The following is a 19,908-nucleotide window of genomic DNA, read 5'->3' on the forward strand; positions in this document are numbered from 1 at the left end:
GCCTCGAATTTCCGGGTCGGCCCGGCGCCCGGGTGCGCGCCGTACCGACGGATGTCGATGGGTGGGGAGCCTGGTTCCTGACTGAATGTCCGAAATGCCGACCGCCGACCCGAACCCTAAACTTGACCTTTAGGGTTGTTGCTGCGCCTCTGTCACATCACCGTGGGACACAGCCTGGTGACACAGGACACTAGGTCGCGGCGAGCCCGTGTTCAACGAACACGCCGAGCTTCCCTTTTTTCTTTTGAGCCTATGTGATCATCAACCGGCCTGGGAAACCGGGGTGACCGCCAAACTCATCCAGGCAGAAACCTACCGGATCATCCGGACAACGCCGGCGCCTCCGGCACACTCACGTCGTAATTCGCCGCTTTCTGGCGCATCAACGCGGTCAGCACCCTGGCTTTGCGCTCGGTCCGGTCCGGGCTCCCCCAACGCACCGTCCCACCACCGCTGAGCTGCAGTTGAATGTCGTCGTAGCTGTGCACCAGCACCGCCCCGGCCCGCTTGGCGACGTCCTCGGGCAGGCCCGCGGCGACCGCCACGGCGCCCTGAACGAGCTGCTGGCGCGTGATCACCTCGAGCGCATCGTTCGCCTGCTGACTGAGCTGCAGCTCCACCACCGGCACCCCCGCGGGGGCGGTGGGCTCGGTGGCGAAGCTCACCCCGCCGGCGTCCACCTGGGTGAACTGCCCGTCCTCGCCCTTGACGGCGGCGACCGGCTTGCGCTGCTCCACCTTCACCCGCAGGGTGTGCGGCCAGCCGCGCCAGACCTCGGCGTCGGCCACCCGCGGGATGGCCTTCACCCGGCGCTCGACGTCCGCCAGGTCCACCCGGGCGAGCGGCCCGTCGCCGAGCCCGCCCACCGCCCGGCGGACCTGGTCGGCCGTCAGCCGGTCGTCCCGCATGCCCTGCACCGAGATGCTTCGTACATCGAGCACCGAGGAGAAGAAGACCAGCCAGGACAGCGTGCCCAGCACCGCGGCCGTCAGCACGCCCAGCACCGTGAAGCCGCGCCGGGAGAGGCGGAGCCGGGGAGCGAACTCCTCGGCCTCCTCCTCGTCCTGGTACGCGCCGGCGCCGGGCGGGCCGTCAGCCACGGCGGCGGCCACCTCGCGCTGCCTCGATCGCTTCGTACACCATGCCGACCAGCAGGTCGTCGGCGTCGCGGCGGCCGAACTCGGCGGCCGCCCGGCTCATGTCCCAGAGCCGCTGCGGGTCGGTGAGCACCGGCAGCACGTTGTTCAGCACCCAGTCCGGGGACAGCTCGGCGTCGTCCACCAGCAGGCCGCCGCCCGCCTTCACCATCGGCTGGGCGTTCAGGCGCTGCTCGCCGTTGCCGATCGGCAGCGGGACGAACGCGGCCGGCAGGCCGACCGCCGCCAGCTCGGCGACGGTCATCGCGCCGGCCCGGCAGAGCATCAGGTCGGCGGCGGCGTACGCGAGGTCCATCCGGTCCACGTACGGCAGCACCCGGTACGGCGGCATCCCGGGGATGTCGTCGACCACCGGCAGCTCGTTCTTCGGGCCCACGGCGTGCAGGATCTGCACGCCGTACTGCTGCAGGCGCGGCGCGATGGTCTGGACGGTCTCGTTCAGGCGCCGGGCGCCCTGCGAGCCGCCGGACACCAGCAGGGTGGGCAGCCGCTGGTCGAGGCCGAAGTACTGCCGGGCCTCGGGCCGGGCCGCGTTGCGGTCCAGGGTCGCGATGGTGCGGCGGAGCGGGATCCCGATGTACCGGGAGTCCCGCAGCTTGCTGTCCGGGGTGGAGACGGCGACGAAGTCGCTGTACCGCGCGCCGATCTTGTTGGCCAGGCCCGGACGGGCGTTCGCCTCGTGCACCACGATCGGCACCCCGGCGCGCTTGGCGGCCAGGTAGGCGGGCATCGCGACGTAGCCGCCGAAGCCGACCACGGCGTCCGCCTTGACCCGCTCGATGATCTCCTGGGCGGCCCGTACGGTGCCGCGCAGCCGGCCCGGCACGGTGATCAGCTCGGGGGTCGGCTTGCGGGGCAGCGGGACGGCCGGGATCAGCTCCAGGTGGTAGCCGCGCTCGGGCACCAGACGGGTCTCCAGTCCGCGTTCGGTGCCCAGAGCGGTGATCCCGATGGACGGGTCGTGCCTGCGGAGGGCGTCCGCGAGGGCGAGGGCCGGCTCGATGTGACCGGCGGTCCCCCCGCCGGCGAGTACGACATGCACCGAAATTCACCGCTCCCTGCGCGCCGGCCGGGAGGCCGGGCGTGCTGTGGTTCGTCGTCGTGGCAGCACCCGGGCCAGTCGTGTCCTGAACCGGGAGTTGGTGGTCCGCGCGGCCAGGGCCGCCTGAGCCCCCGGCGTGCTGCGTGCGAAGCAGAGCAACACGCCGACGGCGCACATGGCCGACAGCATGGCGGAACCGCCGTAGGAGAACAGCGGGAGCGGGACGCCCGCGATGGGCAGCAGTCCCAGTGCCGACCCCAGGTTGACCATGGCCTGCGCCATGATCCAGGTGGTGGCTGCTCCCGCGGCGTACCTGACGAAGGGGTCCTTCGCACCGATGGCCACACGGATACCCGCGTAGCCTAGTGCCGCGAAGAGTCCGATGACCGACAGCGTCCCCACCAGTCCGAGTTCCTCGCCCGTCGCGGCGAAGATGAAGTCGGTGTGGGCCTCCGGCAACTGGCCCCATTTTTCGACCCCGGCCCCCAGTCCGGAGCCGAACGGACCGCCCAGGGCGAAGGAGTACACGCCGTGCAGGGCCTGGAAACAGGCCCCGTTCGGGTCCAGTTTGGTGACCCCGATGCAGGACAGCCGCTCGGCCCGGTGCGGCACCGTGACGACCAGCGCCGTGCAGGCCACCACCGCCACGCCCAGGGTGGCCACGAAGAGCCGCATCGGGGCGCCGACCATCCAGAGCAGGCCGAACAGCATCGCCACCAGGATCATCGCGGTGCCCATGTCACCGCCGAGCATGATCAGCATCAGCAGCAGCAGCGCGCCCGGCACCAGCGGGATCAGCAGGTGCTTCCACTGGTCGAGCATGCCGGTCTTCTGCTTGCGGGCCAGCAGGTCCGCGCCCCACAGGACGAGCGCCAGCTTCGCGAACTCGGAGGGCTGGACCTGGAAGAAGCCGAAGTCCAGCCAGTTCCGGTTGCCGCCGACCTCGACCCCGATGCCCGGGACGGCGACCAGCGCCAGTGCGCCGATCACCCCGAACATCAGCGGGTAGACGATCACCCGCAGCACCGCGAGCGGCACCCAGGCGAGGGTCACCAGCAGCGCCGTCCCGAGCAGGACGGCCACCAACTGCTTGAGGAAGTAGAACAGCGGGGACCGGTGCTGGCCCAGGGCGAGGATCTGGGACGAGGAGAACACCATGACCAGCCCCAGCACCACCAGCAGCAGCGCCGCGCCGAGGATCAGGTAGTACGGCGTCAGGGGGCGGTCCAGGGTGTACCGCAACCGGGCCCGGAAGGCCCGCAGCCGGGCGACCGGCCCCGCCGACTTGAAGGTCGTGGTGGTGGCCGAGATCAGCTTCAGCGGGGAGTCCCCCCGCTCGCCCGGCGGGGCGGTGGCCCCTGCCCTGCCCTGACCCGCCACCTCGCACGCACCCCTCTGCCCTGTCTGTGACTGCCTCGCCCCGGGGCGCGCCGCTCCCTGCGTGCCGCGCGCCCGGTGGTCCCGCCGGGCGGGAACCGGCTCGCCGGACGTCACCCGGGCCGGTCGCCCGCCCCGGTCGCCCGCCCCACGGCCCCCGCCGGCCCGCCCACGGGCGGCCGGCAAGGGGCCGTCAGCGGTCCGCTCGGGCCCGGACGGCCGCCGCGAACAGGTCGCCGCGTTCGTTGTAGTTGGTGAACATGTCCATCGAGGCGCAGGCCGGGGCCAGCAGGACGGTGTCACCCGGTTGGGCGAGCCCGGCGGCCGCGGCGACCACCTCGGCCATCGCCACCGCGCCAGTCTGGCCCTCGGCGGCCTCGATCACCGGCACATCCGGCGCGTGTCGCGCCAGCGCCTCGCGGATCAGCGCACGGTCCTGGCCGATCAGAACGGCGGCCCGCAGCCGGCCTTCGGCGCCCTGGACCAGGTCGTCGAAGGTGGCACCCTTGGCGAGGCCGCCGGCGATCCAGACGACCGGCCGGAAGGCCGCCAGCGAGGCCGCCGCCGCGTGGGTGTTGGTGGCCTTGGAGTCGTCGATCCAGGTGACCTCGTCGACGACGGCGACCTCGGCGATCCGGTGGGCGTCCGGGTGGAAGGCCCGCAGGCCCTCCCGGACGGCCTTCGGGTCGACGCCGTAGGCCCGGGCCAGCGCCGCGGCCGCGAGGGCGTTGGCGATGTTGTGCGGGGCCGGCGGGTTGACGTCCTCGACCGAGCCGAGTTCGGCGGCGCTGGACTGCCGGTCGGGGACGAAGGCGCGGTCCACCAGCAGGCCGTCGACCACGCCGAACTCGGAGAGGCCGGGAGCGCCGAGGGTGAAGCCGATCGCCCGGCAACCCTCCTCGACGTCGGCCTCGCGGACCAGCGCCTCGGTGGCCGGGTCGGCCGTGTTGTAGACGCAGGCGACGAGGTTGCCCTCGTAGATCCGGCCCTTGTCGGCCGCGTAGGCCTCCATCGAGCCGTGCCAGTCCAGGTGGTCGGGCGCCAGGTTGAGCACGGCCGCCGAGTGCGGGCGCAGCGAGGGCGCCCAGTGCAGCTGGTAGCTGGAGAGTTCGACGGCGAGCACGTCGTACGGCTCGTCGGCGAGCACGGCGTCCAGCACGGAGACGCCGACGTTGCCGACGGCGGCGGTGCGCAGGCCGGCCGCGGTGAGGATCGAGGCCAGCATCTGGACGGTGGTGGTCTTGCCGTTGGTGCCGGTGATGGCGAGCCAGGGGGCGGGCTCGCCGGTGGCGGCCAGCGGGCGGCGCAGGCGCCAGGCGAGTTCGACGTCGCCCCAGACCGGCACGCCGGCGGGGCCGGCGGCGGCGAACAGCGGGCTGCTCGGCGGCCAGCCGGGCGAGGTGACGATCAGGCGGGTGCCCTCGGGGAGGGTGTCGCCGTCGCCGAGGCGCACCGGGATGCCCAGGGCCGCGAGTTCGGCGGCGCGGGCCCGCAGGCCCTCGCTGTCGCCCCCGTCGACCACGGTGACCTCGGCGCCGAGTCCGCGCAGCACGCGGGCGGCGCTGATGCCGGAGAGGCCGAGTCCGGCCACCACGACCGGCAGTCCGGTCCAGTCGGGGTTGCTGGTCATCCGGTTACCCATCCCGCGTAGAAGAGCCCGAGGCCGACGGCGACGCAGAGGCCCTGGATGATCCAGAACCGGACGACGATCAGCACCTCGCTCCAGCCCTTGAGTTCGAAGTGGTGCTGCAGCGGGGCCATCTTGAAGACGCGCTTGCCGGTCATCCGGAACGAGCCGACCTGGATGATCACCGACAGGGTGATGATCACGAAGAGGCCGCCGAGCAGGGCCAGCAGGATCTCGGTGCGCGAGCAGATCGCCAGGCCGGCCAGGGCGCCGCCGAGGGCGAGCGAGCCGGTGTCGCCCATGAAGATCTTGGCGGGCGAGGTGTTCCACCACAGGAAGCCGAAGCAGGAGCCCATCAGGGCGGAGGCGACCACCGCGAGGTCGAGCGGGTCGCGCACGTCGTAGCAGTTGGCGGTCGCGGAGAGCGCGTAGGCGCAGCTCTGGCCGTACTCCCAGACGCCGATGAAGACGTAGGCGCCGAAGACCATCACCGAGGCGCCGGTGGCCAGGCCGTCCAGACCGTCCGTCAGGTTCACGCCGTTCGACATCGCGGCGATCATGAAATAGGCCCAGATGACGAACAGCACGGGGCCGACGGACCAGCTGAAGTCGCGTACGAAGGACAGGTGCTGGGACGCCGGAGTGAGCCCCCGGCTGTCGCTGAACTGCAGCGACAGGACGGCGAAGGCCAGGCCGACGAAGGACTGCCCGAGCAGCTTCGCCTTGGCCCGCAGGCCCAGCGAGCGGCGCTTGACGACCTTGATGTAGTCGTCCAGGAAGCCGACCAGGCCCAGACCGGCCGTCAGGAACAGCACCAGCAGCCCGGAGGCCGTGGGGCTCTCCCCGGCTATCACCTTGGTCGCGGCGTAGGCGATCAGCGTGGCCAGGATGAAGGCGATGCCGCCCATCGTGGGCGTACCGCGCTTGCTGTGGTGCGCCTTGGGGCCGTCGTCGCGGATGTACTGGCCGTAGCCGCGCTTCGCCAGCAGCTTGATCAGCGCCGGGGTGCCGAGCAACGACAGCACCAGGCCGATCATGCCGGCGATGAGAATCTGCTTCATCACAGCGCAGCACCGTCCGTCAGCTGTGTGCCGTCCGAGAGCAGTGCCTCGGCGACCTTCTCAAGACCCACCGAACGGGAGGCCTTCACCAGGACCACGTCCCCTGGCTGCAGCTGACTGCGCAGCAGTTCCACCGCCGCGTCCGCGTCGGACACCAGCACCGACTCCTCACCCCACGAACCTTCGTTCCTCGCGCCCAGTTCCATGCAGGCCGCGTCGCGTCCGCCGACCGCCACCAACTTGGTGATGTCCAGCCGGACCACGAGCCGCCCGATGGCGTCGTGCTCGGCGAAGCTCTCCTCGCCCAGCTCCCGCATCTCGCCGAGCACCGCCCAGGTACGGCGGCGCCCCGGACCCCGGCCCCCCATCGACACGAGTGCCCGCAGCGCGGCCCGCATCGAGTCCGGGTTCGCGTTGTAGGCGTCGTTCACGACCGTGACACCGTCGGCCCGGTCGACGACCTCCATGCGCCAGCGGGACAGCGCACCCGCCTCGCCCAGGGCGGCGGCGGTGTCGTCGACGGACAGTCCGAGCTCCATCGCCACCGCGGCGGCGGCGAGGGCGTTCGAGACGTGGTGCTCACCGTACAGGCGCAGCTGTACGGGCGCGGAACCGGCCGGGGTGGTCAGCGTGAACGATGGCCGTCCGGTGGAGTCCAGGCGAACATCCTGTGCGCGCACCACGGCGTCCCCGGCCTCGCCGAACAGCACCACCCGGGCCTTGGTCCGGGCGGACATCGCCCGCACCAGCGGGTCGTCGGCGTTGAGGATCGCGACGCCGTCGGCCGGCAGCGACTCGACCAGCTCGCCCTTGGCCTCGGCGATCGCCTCCTTGGAGCCGAACTCGCCGACGTGCGCGGTGCCGACGTTCAGCACCAGGCCGATCACCGGCGGGGTGATGGCCGTCAGGTACTCGATGTCGCCCTTGTGCCGGGCGCCCATCTCCAGCACCAGGTGACGGGTGCTCGGCTCGACCTTGAGCGCCGTCATCGGGTGCCCGATCTCGTTGTTCAGCGAGCCCGGGGTGAAGACGGTCTCGCCCCGGTGCCGCAGCAGCTGGGCGATCAGGTCCTTGGTGCTGGTCTTGCCGGCCGAGCCGGTCAGCGCGACCACCGAGGTGCCGGTGGCGCGGCCGACGACGGTCCTGGCCAGCTTGCCGAGGGCGTCCAGGACGTCCGGCACCAGCACGGCGGGCACGCCCACCGGGCGGGCGGCCAGCACCGCGACGGCCCCGGCGTCGACCGCGCGCTCGGCGTAGTCGTGGCCGTCCACCCGCTCACCGGCGAAGGCCACGAACAGGCCGCCGGGACGGACCAGCCGGGAGTCGTACTCGACCGTCCCGGTCACCAGGGCGGCCGGATCGGCGCCGTCCGCCAGGGTTCCTCCGACGGCGGCGGCGACCTCGGCGAGGGTCAGTGCGATCACGGCTGTTCCACTCCTCGGGTGCCCCGGGCGGCCGAGGAGCGGGAGATGACGTCCCGCAGGACTTCCCGGTCGTCGAAGGGGCGGATCTCGTCTCGGACGTACTGGCCCAGCTCGTGGCCCTTGCCGGCCACCAGCACGGTGTCACCGGCGTGCGCGCGGGCGACCGCACCGGCGATCGCCTCCTCCCGGTCGGGGACGACCAGGACGGCGCCCCGGTCCTCCTCCGGGACGCCGGCGGCGCCGCCGAGCATGGTGGCGAGGATCGCCAGCGGATCCTCGCTGCGCGGGTTGTCGCTGGTCAGCACGGTGGTGTCGGCCAGCCTGGCGGCGATGGCGCCCATCGGGGCGCGCTTGTGCGGATCGCGGTCGCCGCCGCAGCCGACCACCACGTGGAGCCGGCCCTTGGTGACCTCGCGCAGCGACTCCAGGACTGCCTGCAGGGCGTCCGGCTTGTGGGCGTAGTCGACCACCGCGACGAACGGCTGCCCGGCGTCGACCCGCTCCAGGCGGCCGGGCACCCCGGCGACGGCGGCCACGCCGGCCACCGCCCGCTCCAGCGGCAGCCCGGCGGTCACCAGCACGGTGATCGCGGCGAGCGCGTTGGCCACGTTGAACGGGCCCGGCAGCGGCACCGAGGCGTCGGCGGCGGCGCCGTCCGGCCCCAGCACCCGGAAGGTCGAGCCGACCGGGCCCAGCTGGACGTCCACCGCGCGCCAGTCGGCCCCGGCCGCGCCAGTGGCGGAGAAGCCGGTCACCGGGATCTGCGCCTCGGCGGCCAGCCGGCGGCCGTACGCGTCGTCCAGGTTGACCACGCCGGCCCGCGACTTGCCGGGCGCGAAGAGCCTGGCCTTGGCCTGGTAGTAGTCCTCCATGTCGGGGTGGAAGTCCAGGTGCTCCGGCGTCAGGTTGTTGAACAGCGCGACGTCGTACGTCACCCCGTCCACGCGGCCGAAGACCAGCGCGTGGCTGGAGACCTCCATCGTCACCGCGTCGGCGCCGCGCTCGCGCATCACCGCGAGGATCGCGTGCAGGTCGGTGGCCTCGGGGGTGGTGCGCTCGCTCTTGATCCGCTCGGCGCCGACCCGCATCTCCACCGTGCCGATCACCCCGGGGGCCCGGCCGGCGCCCAGCAGGCCGCCCTCCACCAGGTACGAGGTGGTGGTCTTGCCGTTGGTGCCGGTCAGGCCGATGGTCAGCAGCTGCTCGGCCGGGTGGCCGTAGACGGCGGCGGCCAGCTCGCCCATCCGGGCCCGGGGCCGGTCGACCACCAGCAGCGGGATGCCGGCGGCGGCCGCCAGCTCGGCCCCGGCCGGGTCGGTCAGCACGGCCACCGCGCCGGCCGCGGCGGCCTGGGCGGCGAAGGCCGCACCGTGGTGGTTCGCACCGGGGAAGGCCACGTAGACGTCACCGGCGCGGACCGCGCGGGAGTCGTGGGTGACGCCGGTGACCGCCCCGCCTTCGAGGGGGTCCAGGCCCAGCAGGCGGGCCACCTCGGGCAGCGGCAGCGCCGCCACCCGCTCGGGACGGGGAGGGCTCACGGTGATTTGATCGGGTTTCGGCACGGCGGGCAGGCTATCGGCCGAAGGGCGTCCAGGGCCAAACCGCCCGCTCCCGGACGCCGCCGCGGCCGTGGCGGGGACGGGCGGGTCCGACGGGGTCCCGGCGTGGGCGGGCTGGTCCGACGGGGTCCCGGCGTGGGCGGGCTCGGTGGTCATCGTTGATCACGGCTTCCAGTCGACTGGCAGGTTGGGCGCCTCGCTGCCGCTCGGCGGCACCTGGAGGGTCTTCAGGCTGAACTCCATCACCTGCTTGAACACCGGCCCGCAGAGCTGCCCGCCGAAGTGCCCGTTCACCGGGTCCTGGATGACGCAGGACACGGTGACCCGGGGCTGGTCGGCGGGGGCGAAGCCGATGAACGAGGCGGTGTAGCCGGAGTAGCGGCCGGTCTTCGGGTCCACCCGGTTGGCCGTGCCGGTCTTGCCGGCCACCCGGTAGCCGGGCACGGCGGCCTTCCCGCCGGTGCCCTGCTCGTCGGTGACCACGGACTCCAGCATCTCGGTCAGCGTCTTCGCGGTCTGCTCGCTGACCACCCGGCTCTCCTCGCCGGGCGGGGCCGGGGTGTACCGCCCGTCGGGCGAGGTGGTGCCCTGGACGACGCTGGGCGCGACCCGTACACCGCCGTTGGCGATGGTGGAGAACACCGAGGTGGCCTGCAGGGCGTTCACGGACAGTCCCTGGCCGAACGGGATGGTGTACTGCTGCGAGCCCTTCCAGTCCTCCGGCTTGGCCAGGATGCCCCTGGTCTCGCCGGGGAAGTCCAGGCCGCTGGGCCGGCCGATGCCGAACTTCTGCAGGTAGCCGCCGAGCACCTGGTTGGCCTCGGCCTGGGTCGGGCCGAGCTGCTCGGCGGCCTCGATGGTGCCGATGTTGGAGGACTTGGCGAGGACCCCGGCCAGGGTCAGGTACCAGGTCTCGTGGTCCACGTCGTCGTGGAAGACCCGGTCCGCGCGCTGCAGGGTGTTGGGGACGGTCACATGGGTGTCCCAGGTGGCCTTGCCGGTGTCGAGCACCGCGGCCATCGTCATCAGCTTGGCGGTGCTGCCCGGCTCGTAGGCGTCCTGCACGGCCGCGTTGCCGAGCTGGCCGGACTTCGCGGAGGCCAGGTCGTTGGGGTTGAACCCCGGCGAGGTGGCCATCGCCAGCACCTGCCCGGTCTTCACGTCCTGGACGACCACGTAGCCCTTCTCCGCCCCGGCGTTGGACACCTGGTCGGTGATGGCCCGCTGGGCGGCCCACTGGATGTCCCGGTTGACGGTCAGCCGCAGGTCGGTACCGGGCACGGCGGCGTCCATCGACCCGCCGGCGGTGGGCACCAGCCGCCCGCCCGCCTGGGCGTAGCTGCTGCGGCCGTCCTTGCCGGCCAGCTGCGCCTGGTACTGCTGCTCCAGGCCGCCCGCGCCGACGCCCTCGGCGTTGACGAAGCCGACCAGGTTGGCGGCCAGCCCGTCCGAGGGGTAGACCCGGCGCTGGGTCTCCCGGTTGAAGACGCCGGCCAGCGGGTTGGCGCACTCGTTGTCGACGCGGGTGCGGCCGCCCTTGTCCGCGGGGAGCTTCAGCTGCGCCTTCTGGGCCGTGCAGGCCTTGCTGCCGGCCTTCTTGTCGAGGGCCGACTTGAGGTCGCTGATCTGGTTCTTGGCGTCCGGAGTCTGCTGGGTGGCGAGGCGCTTGTAGCGGGTCTTGGGGGTGTGCAGGTCGGCGGTCAGCTGTTCCTTGGACACGCCGAGGATCGGCGCCAGCAGCGCGGCCGCCTGCTCGGGGGCGTCCGGGACGCCGGTCGACCGGGGGGTGAACATCTGCGGGTCGGCGGTGATGTCGTACGCGTCCACGGTGGTGGCCAGGGCGACGCCGTCGGAGGACGTTATCGAGCCGCGCTCCGCGGTGAGCGGGATCACCTGGTACCGGTTGGTGTTCGCGTCGGCGGCCAGGGCGTCGGAGTCGATCAGCTGGAGCTGGACGAGCCGGCCGGCGAAGACCGAGAAGACCAGGGACAGCACGACGGTGACGAACCGCAGCCGCTTGCGCGGATCGGCCAGCTTGATCGTCCTGGGCTGCGACCGGGCGGCCGGGCGGGGGCGCGGCCGGGGGCCCGGACCGGCCGGGCCCGAGCGCAGCCTGGACTGCACCCTGGGCTGCGCCGACCTGGCCGGGGCGGGCTTGGCGGCGGCGGGCTTGGCGGCGGACGGCTTCGACCCGGCCGGCCGGGGCTGGGCGGACTTCGGCTGGGCGGACTTCGGCTGGGCCGGCTTCGGTTGGGCGGCCTTCGGCCGGGCTGGCCTGGGCTGCCCGTCGGCCCGCCGCGGCCGGGGCGGCTGCGAGGTCCGGGCCGGACGCGGGGACCGGGCCGGCGGGCGGCCGTCCGAGCCGGGGACGGGCTTGCCGTCACCCGATCCACGGGGTGGCTGACGGGGCGTGCTCATCGGGCCGGCCCTCCGCTCGGGCTCGGCGCCGGCTGGGTGGCCGGGCCTGCCGGGTTGATCTGGACGGTCGTGTCGCCGCTCGGGGTACCCGACGGGGCCGGCGCCGGGGCGGCGGGCGGCGCGGCGGGCAGCGGCGGGGCCGGCGACAGCGCGGGCGCCGGAGCGGGGGCAGAGGCCGGGGCCGGGGCGCCGGGCCGGAGCTGCCAGGGCTCCGCCCCCGAGCGCTTCACCGGCGGGCTGTCCTGGGCCGGCCCGGGCTTGCCGAGCACCTTGCCGTCGTCCTGCAGGAAGGCCAGGCCGCCGGCCGGCACCATGCCCAGCTCGCGGGCCCGCCGCTCCAGCGCGTCCGGGGCGGACCCCTGGTCGATCTGGTGCTGCAGGGTCTGCTCCTGGTCGGTCAGCGCGGTCGTCTGCTTCTGCAACCGGGACAGCTCGAAGGAGCCCTCGTTGAGGGCCGTGTTGAGCGCCAGCAGGCCCAGCAGGCCACCGGTGAGCAGCACCACCACCAGGACGGCGAAGGGCGTGCGGCCGCGGGCCGGCCGCCGGCCCGGCCGTACGGTGATCCGGGCTCCGGCCCCCTGTCCGGGGAGCACCCCGGCCCCGCTCCCCCGGACCCGCCCCGTCGGTGGGCGGGTCCCGCCGCCGGCCACTGGCACCACGCTCTCCTCGCCCCCGCGTCCGTCGGTCTGGTCTGCTCGTCCCGCGCTGGTCAGCGCCGGTTGCCCCGGTCCCTGATCCTCTCCGCCACCCGCAGTCGCACGGGCGCGGCACGCCGGTTCTCCTCGATCTCCTCCTCGGTGGCCTGCTCGGCCCCGCGGGTGATCAGCTTCAGCCAGGGCTGGTGCTCCTCGGGGATCACCGGCAGCCCGGGCGGGGCGGTGTTGGTGGCACCGGCCGCGAAGTACTGCTTGACCAGACGGTCCTCCAGCGACTGGTACGACATCACCACGATCCGCCCGCCCACCGCGAGCGCGTCGAGCGCCCCCGGCACGGCCCGGTCCAGGACCTCCAGCTCGCCGTTGACCTCGATCCGCAGGGCCTGGAAGGTCCGCTTGGCGGGGTTGCCCCCGGTCCGCCGGGTGGCGGCCGGGATGGCGTTCCTCACCAGTTCCACCAGACGCGCGCTGTTGGTGAACGGTTCCTTCTCGCGTTCGCGCAGGATCACCGAGGCGATCTTGCCGGCGAACCGCTCCTCGCCGTAGACCTTGAGGATCCGGGCGAGCTGCCCGTGCGAGTAGGTGTTCAGCACCTCGGCGGCGCTCAGGCCCCGGGTCTGGTCCATCCGCATGTCGAGCGGGGCGTCCTGGGCATAGGCGAAGCCGCGCTCCGCCTCGTCCAGCTGCATCGAGGAGACCCCGAGGTCGAACAGGACGCCCTGGACCCGCGGGATGTCCAGACGCTCCAGCACCTCGGGGATCTCGTCGTAGACGGCGTGCACCAGGGTGGCGCGGTCCCCGAACGGGGCGAGGCGCTCGGCGGAGAGCTTGAGCGCGGCCGGGTCGCGGTCGACGGCGACCAGCCGGACCTCCGGGAACTGGGTGAGCAGCGCCTCGCTGTGCCCGCCGAGGCCGAGGGTGGCGTCCACCACCACCGCGCCGGGGGCCGAGATCGCCGGGGCCAGCGCGTCCATGCACCGCTGGAGCATGACCGGGACGTGCTTGGGTGCCGGATCGTTGGTGCTCATGTGCGCTGTGGCGCCCTTCCTCGGTGCGAAGCCCCCCTCCTTGCCCGCCCTCCCCTGTCCGGTGACCGGACAGGAGGGACCCACCGGGGAAGGATGGAGCCCGGGGCGCGGGGGACTGGGACCATTTTGGCCCACTCCGCGCCCGGCCCACCGCACGGGGCCCGTACGCCGCCCGTGGTCCCCGCCCGCTCACTGGGGAAGACTGTGACCGCCCGGCACCGGGGAAGGTGCGCCAGGTGGCACGGAGCGGGAGGAGGCCGCGGGCTGCGTACGCCGCGCCGGCGCCGTCCGGGAAGGCCCGGTTGACGGTGCTCGGCGGTTGTGCTGCGCTGCGCCGCAACTCTATCGCGGACACCTTGGCCGTCAATGGCCCGCGACGGCGCGCCACCCGGGCGGCGGAACGCGACCGCGCAGGCCCCGGGGCCCGGCCGGGCCGGGCGCGGGCGCTCGCCGCGGGCGGAGCGCGAGGGGCCCGCAGCGCCCGGCGGCGGCGCTCCGCGCCGGTCGGCGCGCCCGCCGGCGATCCGGACATTCCACCCAGAGCACCGCATCTCCCCACCGGTTCCCCGCCCCGGCGGTATGCCCTCGATCACAGCCGGCCGATCGGGGGGCCGGTCCCCTCACCATCGGCGGCGGAATCGCACTAACGTCGGGCCTATGACAGTGACCCCCGACCGGCACACGCCGACCGCCGCTGCCTCCGCCTCCGCCACGGCCTCCGCGCCCGCCGAGGACGCCCGCCCGGCCCAGGACGCCCCCGGCATCATCGACCGTTTCGTCAGCGCCAACCGCGCCTACGCCGTCGACTTCCGCGACGGCGGGATGGACGCCCGCCCGGTCCAGAAGGTCACGGTGGTGGCCTGCATGGACGCCCGGCTGGACCTCTTCGCCGCCCTCGGCCTGGAGCTCGGCGACGCCCACGTGATCCGCAACGCCGGCGGCGTCGTCACCGACGACACCATCCGCTCGCTCACCATCAGCCAGCGCGCCCTGGGCACCAGCTCGGTCGCGCTGATCCACCACACCGGTTGCGGCCTGCTCGGCCTCACCGAGGACTTCCGCCACGAGCTGGAGCTGGAGGTCGGCCAGCGCCCGCAGTGGGCCGTGGAGTCCTTCGTCGACCTGGACGGCGACGTCCGCCAGTCCATGCAGCGGGTGCGCACCTCGCCGTTCCTGCTGCACACCGACGACGTCCGCGGCTTCGTCTTCGACGTCCACACCGGGCTGCTCCGCGAGATCCACTAGCACCGCACGTCCGCCAGGGCCCGGCCAGCGCCGTCCGGGCCCTTTCCCGTGCCCGCGCGCCGGCCGCCGGCGCCGCCCAGGGCCTCCCGGCCGCCCGGCGCCGCCCGGCCGATCGGGCGAGGTCACGGGGACGGACCGGAGATGTTGCGGGGACGAACCGGGACACTGCGCTCTTGTCGCCCGCCCTGCCACTCCCGTACGGCACCGCCCGGAGGGAGAGGGTGACTTCTGGCCATCCGACAGGGAAGAATGCGACGGCAGGCCTTTTCCCGCACCACCTGGGGCGGCCTGGCCGCGGCCGCGCCCGGTGCCGCTCCGACCGGACCGCACCCGGGCATGCCGCGTCAATCACGGGGTGGGGCCGTCCTCGGGGTGAGGCGGCGCAATGCCAGGGAGCGTACGGGTGACCAGCACATACGATCAGGACGGTCAGGGCGGTCGTGGGGGCGACCGGCAGCCCGAGGGCTTCCACCGCGGTGGGCTGCACGAGCTGGGCGCCGTCGTGGACCGGGTCCGTGCCTCCGTCGAGAGCGTCATCGAGGGCAAGCCGGAGGCGGTCCGGATCGCGCTGACCGTGATGCTGGCCGAGGGCCACCTGCTGCTGGAGGACGTGCCAGGGGTCGGCAAGACCATGCTGGCCAAGGCGCTCGCCAAGTCGGTGGACTGCACCGTGCGCCGGATCCAGTTCACCCCCGACCTGCTGCCCTCGGACGTCACCGGCACCAACATCTTCGACCAGCACCAGCGCGACTTCGAGTTCCGGCCCGGCGCGATCTTCGCGCAGATCGTGGTCGGCGACGAGATCAACCGCGCCTCGCCGAAGACCCAGTCCGCGCTGCTGGAGTCGATGGAGGAGCGCCAGGTCACCATCGACGGCACCAGCTACGAGCTGCCCTCGCCGTTCATGGTGATCGCCACCCAGAACCCGGTCGAGATGGAGGGCACCTACCCCCTCCCCGAGGCCCAGCGCGACCGCTTCATGGCCCGGATCTCCATCGGCTACCCCAGCCCCGAGGCCGAGTTCGCGATGCTGGACGTGCACGGCGGCGCCAACCCGCTGGACGACCTGGCCCCCGTCGCGCACGCCGCCGACATCCTCAAGCTGGTCGAGCTGGTGCGCACCGTGCACATCGCCGACCCGGTCCGCCGCTACGCCGTCGACCTGGTCGGGGCCACCCGCACCAGCCCCGAGCTGCGTCTGGGCGCCTCGCCGCGCGCCACCCTGCACCTGGTGCGGGCCGCCCGAGCCGCCGCCGCGCTGGACGGGCGCGAGTACGTCACCCCCGACGACATCCAGTCGCTGGCCGTCCCGGTGCTGGCCCACCGCCTGATGCCGACCGCCGAGACCCAGCTGAGCCGGCGCACCTCCGAGCAGATCGTGCTCGACCTGGTCGCCCGGCTGCCGCTCCCCCGCCCGCAGGGCCCGGCCGTCCGGAGGGGCTGAGGTGGCCTCGTCCGGCTCCCCGTCGGGTCTGCGCACCGGCCTGGCCGGCCTCACCACCCGGGGCCGGTCCTTCCTCGCGGCCGGCGTCACCGCCGTCCTCTGCGCGCTGCTGCTCGGCCAGGACGCCCTGCTCCGGGTCGGCGTGCTGCTGATGGCGCTGCCGCTGGCCGCCGCCCTGCTGCTGCTGCGCACCCGCTACCGGGTGGCCAGCGGCCGCCGGCTCAGCCCGCACCGGGCGACGGCCGGCCAGGAGGCCCGGGTGCACCTGCGGGTCGACAACGTCTCGCGGGTCCCCACCGGGCTCCTCCAGCTGGAGGACAAGGTCCCCTACGTGCTCGGGCCGCGCCCGCGCTTCGTGCTGGACCGGATCGAGCCGCACGGCCACCGCGAGGTCTCCTACCGGGTCCGCTCGGACCTGCGCGGGCAGTACCCGCTCGGCCCGCTGCAACTGCGGCTCTCCGACCCCTTCGGGATGTGCGAGCTCACCCGGGCCTTCGCCGCCTCCGACGTCCTCACCGTCGTCCCCCGGGTGCAGGCCCTGCCCGAGGTCCGGCTGCGCGGCGAGTGGTCCGGGCAGGGCGAGAGCCACACCCGGACCCTGGCCCTGGCCGGGGACGACGACGTCATCCTGCGCGAGTACCGGCACGGCGACGACCTGCGGCGGGTGCACTGGAAGTCCACCGCCCGCTACGGCGAGCTGATGGTCCGCCGCGAGGAGCAGCCGCAGAAGGCCCGCGCGACCGTCCTGCTGGACACCCGCGAGATCGGCCACCGGGGCACCGGCCCGGCCTCCTCCTTCGAATGGGCGGTCAGCTGCGCCGCCTCGGTCGGCGTGCACCTGATGGAGCGCGGCTACGAGGTCCGGCTGCTGACCGACACCGGACGATCCGTGCCGGGCCCGGACGGCGGCGTCAACAGCGTCGCCGAGGCCTCCGGGATGCTGCTGGACGCGCTCGCCCTGGTCGACCTCTCCGAGGGCGGCTCGCTGTCCCGCGCGGACGAGGCGCTGCGGATCGCCGGCGAGGGCCTGCTGGTCGCCGTCCTCGGCACGCTGGACGAGGGGCAGACCGCCCGACTGGCCCGGCTGCGCCGCCGCACCGGCACCGCCGTGGCCTTCCTGATCGACACCGAGACCTGGGCCGGCCTGCGGATGCTCGCCCCCGAGACCGGCGGCGGCGAGTACCGCGCCCGGATCCGGCAGCTGCGCGAGGCGGGCTGGACGGTGCTGCCCGCCCGGGCCGGCGACTCCGTGCCCGACCTCTGGCGGGCCGCCGACCGCGCCGGCTCGGCCTCCGACGCCCACCGGGAAGGGGCCGACGCGTGACCACCCGCGCCAAACTCACGGTCTACTCCGCGCTGGCCACCGCGCTGGCCACGCTCTGCCTGCTCCCGCTGGTCACCTCCGGCGGCTGGTACCTGCACGCCTGTCTGCTGATCGCGCTGGCCGCCGCCGCCGGCGCGGGCCTGCGCCGGCTCCCGCTGCCCCGCTGGCTGGTGCCGGCCGGGCAGCTGCTGGTGCTGGTGTACGCGCTGATGCTCGGCTTCGCGGGCTCCGCGATGACCGCCGGCGTCCTGCCCGGCCCCCGGGCGCTGGACGCCGTCGGCACCCTGCTCGACCGGGGCCTGCAGGACATCCAGGAGTACGCCATCCCGGCCCCCGCCACGCCGGGGCTGCGGCTGATCCTGGTCGGCTCGGTGGCGCTGGTCGCCGTCGTGGTGGACGCCGTCGCGGTGACCTTCCGCAAGTCGGCGCTGGCCGGCCTGCCGCTGCTCGCGCTCTACTCCGTCGGCACCGGCCTGGCGGACAAGGACTCCCGGGCCTGGCTGTGGTTCCTGTTCGCGGCCTTCGGCTACCTGCTGCTGCTCCTCGCCGAGGGCCAGGACCGGCTCTCCCGCTGGGGCCGGGTCTTCCACGGCGGCGCCCGCGGCGAGAGCGGGGGCCGGCTCGCGCACAACGGCCACCGGATCGGCTCGCTGGCGCTGGCCACCGCCCTGGTGCTGCCGCTGTTCCTCGGTCAGTGGGAGCTGGACCTGTTCGGCAACCGGACCGGCAACGGCACCGGCACCGGCGGCAGCGGCTCCGGGGTCACCACCCTGGACCCGCTGGTCACGCTGGCCGCGAAGCTGAGCCGCCCGAGCGGCGAGGAGATGCTGACCTACACGATGTCGGGCGACAACGCCGGCAGCACCTACCTGCGGACCGGCGCGCTCGACGAGTTCAACGGCACCGAGTGGAAGCTCAGCCCGAAGGACGTCACCGGCAACCCCCGGGCCCTGCCCACCCCCGAGGGGCTGGCCCCCACCGTCACGGCGGACCCGGTCGCGACCGCCTTCACCGTCACGGACCGGATGGACTCGGCCTGGCTGCCGATGCCCTACCCGGCCACCGAGGCCGACCCGCCCGGCACCTGGCGGTACGAGGGCTCGACCCGGACCCTCATCGGCGACGGCAAGCAGACCACCCGGGGCCTGAGGTACGAGGTGACCAGCCTGGACGTGCGGCCCACCGCAGCCCAGCTGCGCACCGCCGGCCAGGTGCCGGAGGCGATCGCCAAGCGCTACCTGACGCTGCCCGGCGACTTCCCGCAGGCCGTGACGACCATCGCCACGGACGTCACCCGGGGCAGGACGACCGGGTACGACAAGGCGGTGGCCCTGCAGACCTGGTTCACCCGCACCGGCGGCTTCACGTACAGCACCGACGTGGGCAACGGCACCGGCAACGACGCCATCCTGACCTTCCTGGAGAACAAGAAGGGCTTCTGCGTCCACTACGCCTCCACCATGGCGGCGATGGCCCGGGCACTCGGCATCCCCGCCCGGGTGGCGCTCGGCTTCACCCCGGGCCAGGGCCTCGGGGGCAAGAGCTTCAAGGTGACGGACCGGGAGTACCACGCCTGGCCCGAGCTGTACTTCCAGGGCACCGGCTGGCTGCGCTTCGAGCCCACCCCGACCCGCGGCAGCGCCCCGGACTACTCGGACCCGGTGGCCGCGCCCAGCACCGCCCCGACCCAGCAGCCGACCAGTGCCGCGCCGAGCGCCGGTGCGGTGCCCTCGGCGAGCGCCAGCAGCAGCTGCGACAGCCGGCAGCGGCAGCTCGGCGACTGCGCCGACCAGGAGAAGGCCGCGCTCAAGGCCCAGGGCCAGCGGTCCTGGTGGCTGTCCTGGCAGGCCCTGGCGACGCTCGCGGGCGGCCTGGCCCTGATCGCCCTGCTGATTGCGCCGATGGTCTGGCGGGCCTGGGTGCGGCGCCGGCGGCTCGGTACGGCCGGACGCCGCCGTCCGGGGGCGGACCCCCGGACGGACCTCACCGACCAGCAGGTGCTGGCCGCCTGGGAGGAGCTGGTCGACTCGGCCTGGGACCTCGGCATCCCGCCGGACGACTCGCGCACCCCGCGGTCGGCGGCGCGGCGGATCGCCGAGGCGGGCGAACTGGACGCGGACGCCACGGCCGCCGCCGGCCGGGTCGCGCTGGCCACCGAACGGGTGCTGTACGCCCCGGCCGGCCGGGGCGCGCCCGCGCTGGCCCCGGACGTCCGGACCGCCCGGGAGGGCCTGCTGGCCTCCGCCCGGCGCACCGGGCGGGCCCGGGCGCTGCTGCTGCCGCCGTCCTCGGCGAGGCTCTGGTGGCGGGCGACCGATCGGGTGGACGACGCCCGGGACGCCGTGCGCGGGCGCCTCTCCCGGGCCGGGGCCGCGCTCACCGGTCCGTTCCGCCGGGCCCGGGCCCGGCTGCGGGGCGGCCGGCACGGCTCGACGGACCGACCGGAGTAGCCGGGGTGGGCCCGGCCCGCGCGGCAGCGCCGGCCCGGGCCCGGCCCGGGCTCGGGGCCCGGTACGTTCCGGATCCAGCGCGCCACGACGGGTGAG

14 protein-coding genes are annotated in these 19,908 nt (G+C 74.1%); 4 read left to right on the plus strand and 10 right to left on the minus strand.

Features of this window, described 5'->3' with window-relative positions; translation table 11 throughout:
* Positions 1-320: 320 nt before the first annotated feature.
* From J2S46_RS11670 to rsmH, 10 genes are all read right to left on the minus strand, one after another.
* A complete protein-coding gene (locus tag J2S46_RS11670; protein ID WP_191291685.1) occupies positions 321-1,100 on the minus strand; it encodes a cell division protein FtsQ/DivIB in 780 nt (259 codons plus the stop codon).
* Complete coding sequence (murG, locus tag J2S46_RS11675) at positions 1,093-2,199, minus strand: undecaprenyldiphospho-muramoylpentapeptide beta-N-acetylglucosaminyltransferase (protein ID WP_191291684.1); 1,107 nt, start codon at positions 2,197-2,199, stop codon at positions 1,093-1,095. Before murG ends, J2S46_RS11670 begins: the two co-directional genes overlap by 8 nt.
* A 6-nt stretch (positions 2,200-2,205) precedes the next feature.
* Positions 2,206-3,579, minus strand: a complete 1,374-nt coding sequence (gene ftsW / locus J2S46_RS11680) for a putative lipid II flippase FtsW (protein WP_191291683.1) — start codon at positions 3,577-3,579, stop codon at positions 2,206-2,208.
* A 190-nt stretch (positions 3,580-3,769) separates the two neighbouring features.
* Complete coding sequence (gene murD, locus J2S46_RS11685; RefSeq protein WP_191291682.1) at positions 3,770-5,206, minus strand: UDP-N-acetylmuramoyl-L-alanine--D-glutamate ligase; 1,437 nt, start codon at positions 5,204-5,206, stop codon at positions 3,770-3,772.
* Positions 5,203-6,264: a phospho-N-acetylmuramoyl-pentapeptide-transferase gene (gene mraY, locus J2S46_RS11690; protein ID WP_073923331.1), complete on the minus strand. Its 1,062-nt coding sequence runs from the start codon at positions 6,262-6,264 to the stop codon at positions 5,203-5,205. Before mraY ends, murD begins: the two co-directional genes overlap by 4 nt.
* Positions 6,264-7,688 carry a UDP-N-acetylmuramoyl-tripeptide--D-alanyl-D-alanine ligase gene (locus tag J2S46_RS11695; RefSeq protein WP_191291681.1) on the minus strand — a complete coding sequence of 475 codons (1,425 nt, stop codon included), beginning with the start codon at positions 7,686-7,688 and terminating at the stop codon, positions 6,264-6,266. The genes mraY and J2S46_RS11695 overlap by 1 nt, the downstream gene beginning before the upstream one ends.
* Positions 7,685-9,403 carry a UDP-N-acetylmuramoyl-L-alanyl-D-glutamate--2,6-diaminopimelate ligase gene (locus J2S46_RS11700; protein WP_229912967.1) on the minus strand — a complete coding sequence of 573 codons (1,719 nt, stop codon included), beginning with the start codon at positions 9,401-9,403 and terminating at the stop codon, positions 7,685-7,687. The genes J2S46_RS11695 and J2S46_RS11700 overlap by 4 nt, the downstream gene beginning before the upstream one ends.
* A gap of 6 nt (positions 9,404-9,409) precedes the next feature.
* Positions 9,410-11,665 (minus strand): peptidoglycan D,D-transpeptidase FtsI family protein, encoded by a 2,256-nt coding sequence (locus J2S46_RS11705; protein ID WP_191291679.1) that lies wholly within the window; start codon positions 11,663-11,665, stop codon positions 9,410-9,412.
* Positions 11,662-12,258: a cell division protein FtsL gene (gene ftsL / locus J2S46_RS11710; protein ID WP_191291678.1), complete on the minus strand. Its 597-nt coding sequence runs from the start codon at positions 12,256-12,258 to the stop codon at positions 11,662-11,664. Before ftsL ends, J2S46_RS11705 begins: the two co-directional genes overlap by 4 nt.
* Positions 12,259-12,374: 116 nt before the next feature.
* On the minus strand, positions 12,375-13,349 hold the full coding sequence (gene rsmH / locus J2S46_RS11715) for a 16S rRNA (cytosine(1402)-N(4))-methyltransferase RsmH (RefSeq protein ID WP_073923326.1): 975 nt from the start codon (positions 13,347-13,349) through the stop codon (positions 12,375-12,377).
* Between the two features lie 657 nt (positions 13,350-14,006).
* Between rsmH and J2S46_RS11720 the strand changes: the two genes are divergently transcribed.
* The 4 genes from J2S46_RS11720 to J2S46_RS11735 all read left to right on the plus strand — a co-directional run bounded on the left by J2S46_RS11720 (position 14,007) and on the right by J2S46_RS11735 (position 19,812).
* Positions 14,007-14,594, plus strand: coding sequence for a beta-class carbonic anhydrase (locus tag J2S46_RS11720; RefSeq protein WP_191291677.1), 588 nt, complete (start codon positions 14,007-14,009; stop codon positions 14,592-14,594).
* Between the two features lie 481 nt (positions 14,595-15,075).
* A complete protein-coding gene (locus J2S46_RS11725) occupies positions 15,076-16,038 on the plus strand; it encodes an AAA family ATPase (protein WP_229912978.1) in 963 nt (320 codons plus the stop codon).
* Position 16,039: 1 nt separating this feature from the next.
* Positions 16,040-17,362 carry a DUF58 domain-containing protein gene (locus J2S46_RS11730; RefSeq protein WP_229912966.1) on the plus strand — a complete coding sequence of 441 codons (1,323 nt, stop codon included), beginning with the start codon at positions 16,040-16,042 and terminating at the stop codon, positions 17,360-17,362.
* A complete protein-coding gene (locus J2S46_RS11735) occupies positions 17,359-19,812 on the plus strand; it encodes a transglutaminase TgpA family protein (RefSeq protein ID WP_191291675.1) in 2,454 nt (817 codons plus the stop codon). The genes J2S46_RS11730 and J2S46_RS11735 overlap by 4 nt, the downstream gene beginning before the upstream one ends.
* Positions 19,813-19,908 lie beyond the last annotated feature (96 nt).

Origin of the sequence: Kitasatospora herbaricolor (assembly GCF_030813695.1) — a bacterium.
Lineage (GTDB): Bacteria > Actinomycetota > Actinomycetes > Streptomycetales > Streptomycetaceae > Kitasatospora > Kitasatospora herbaricolor.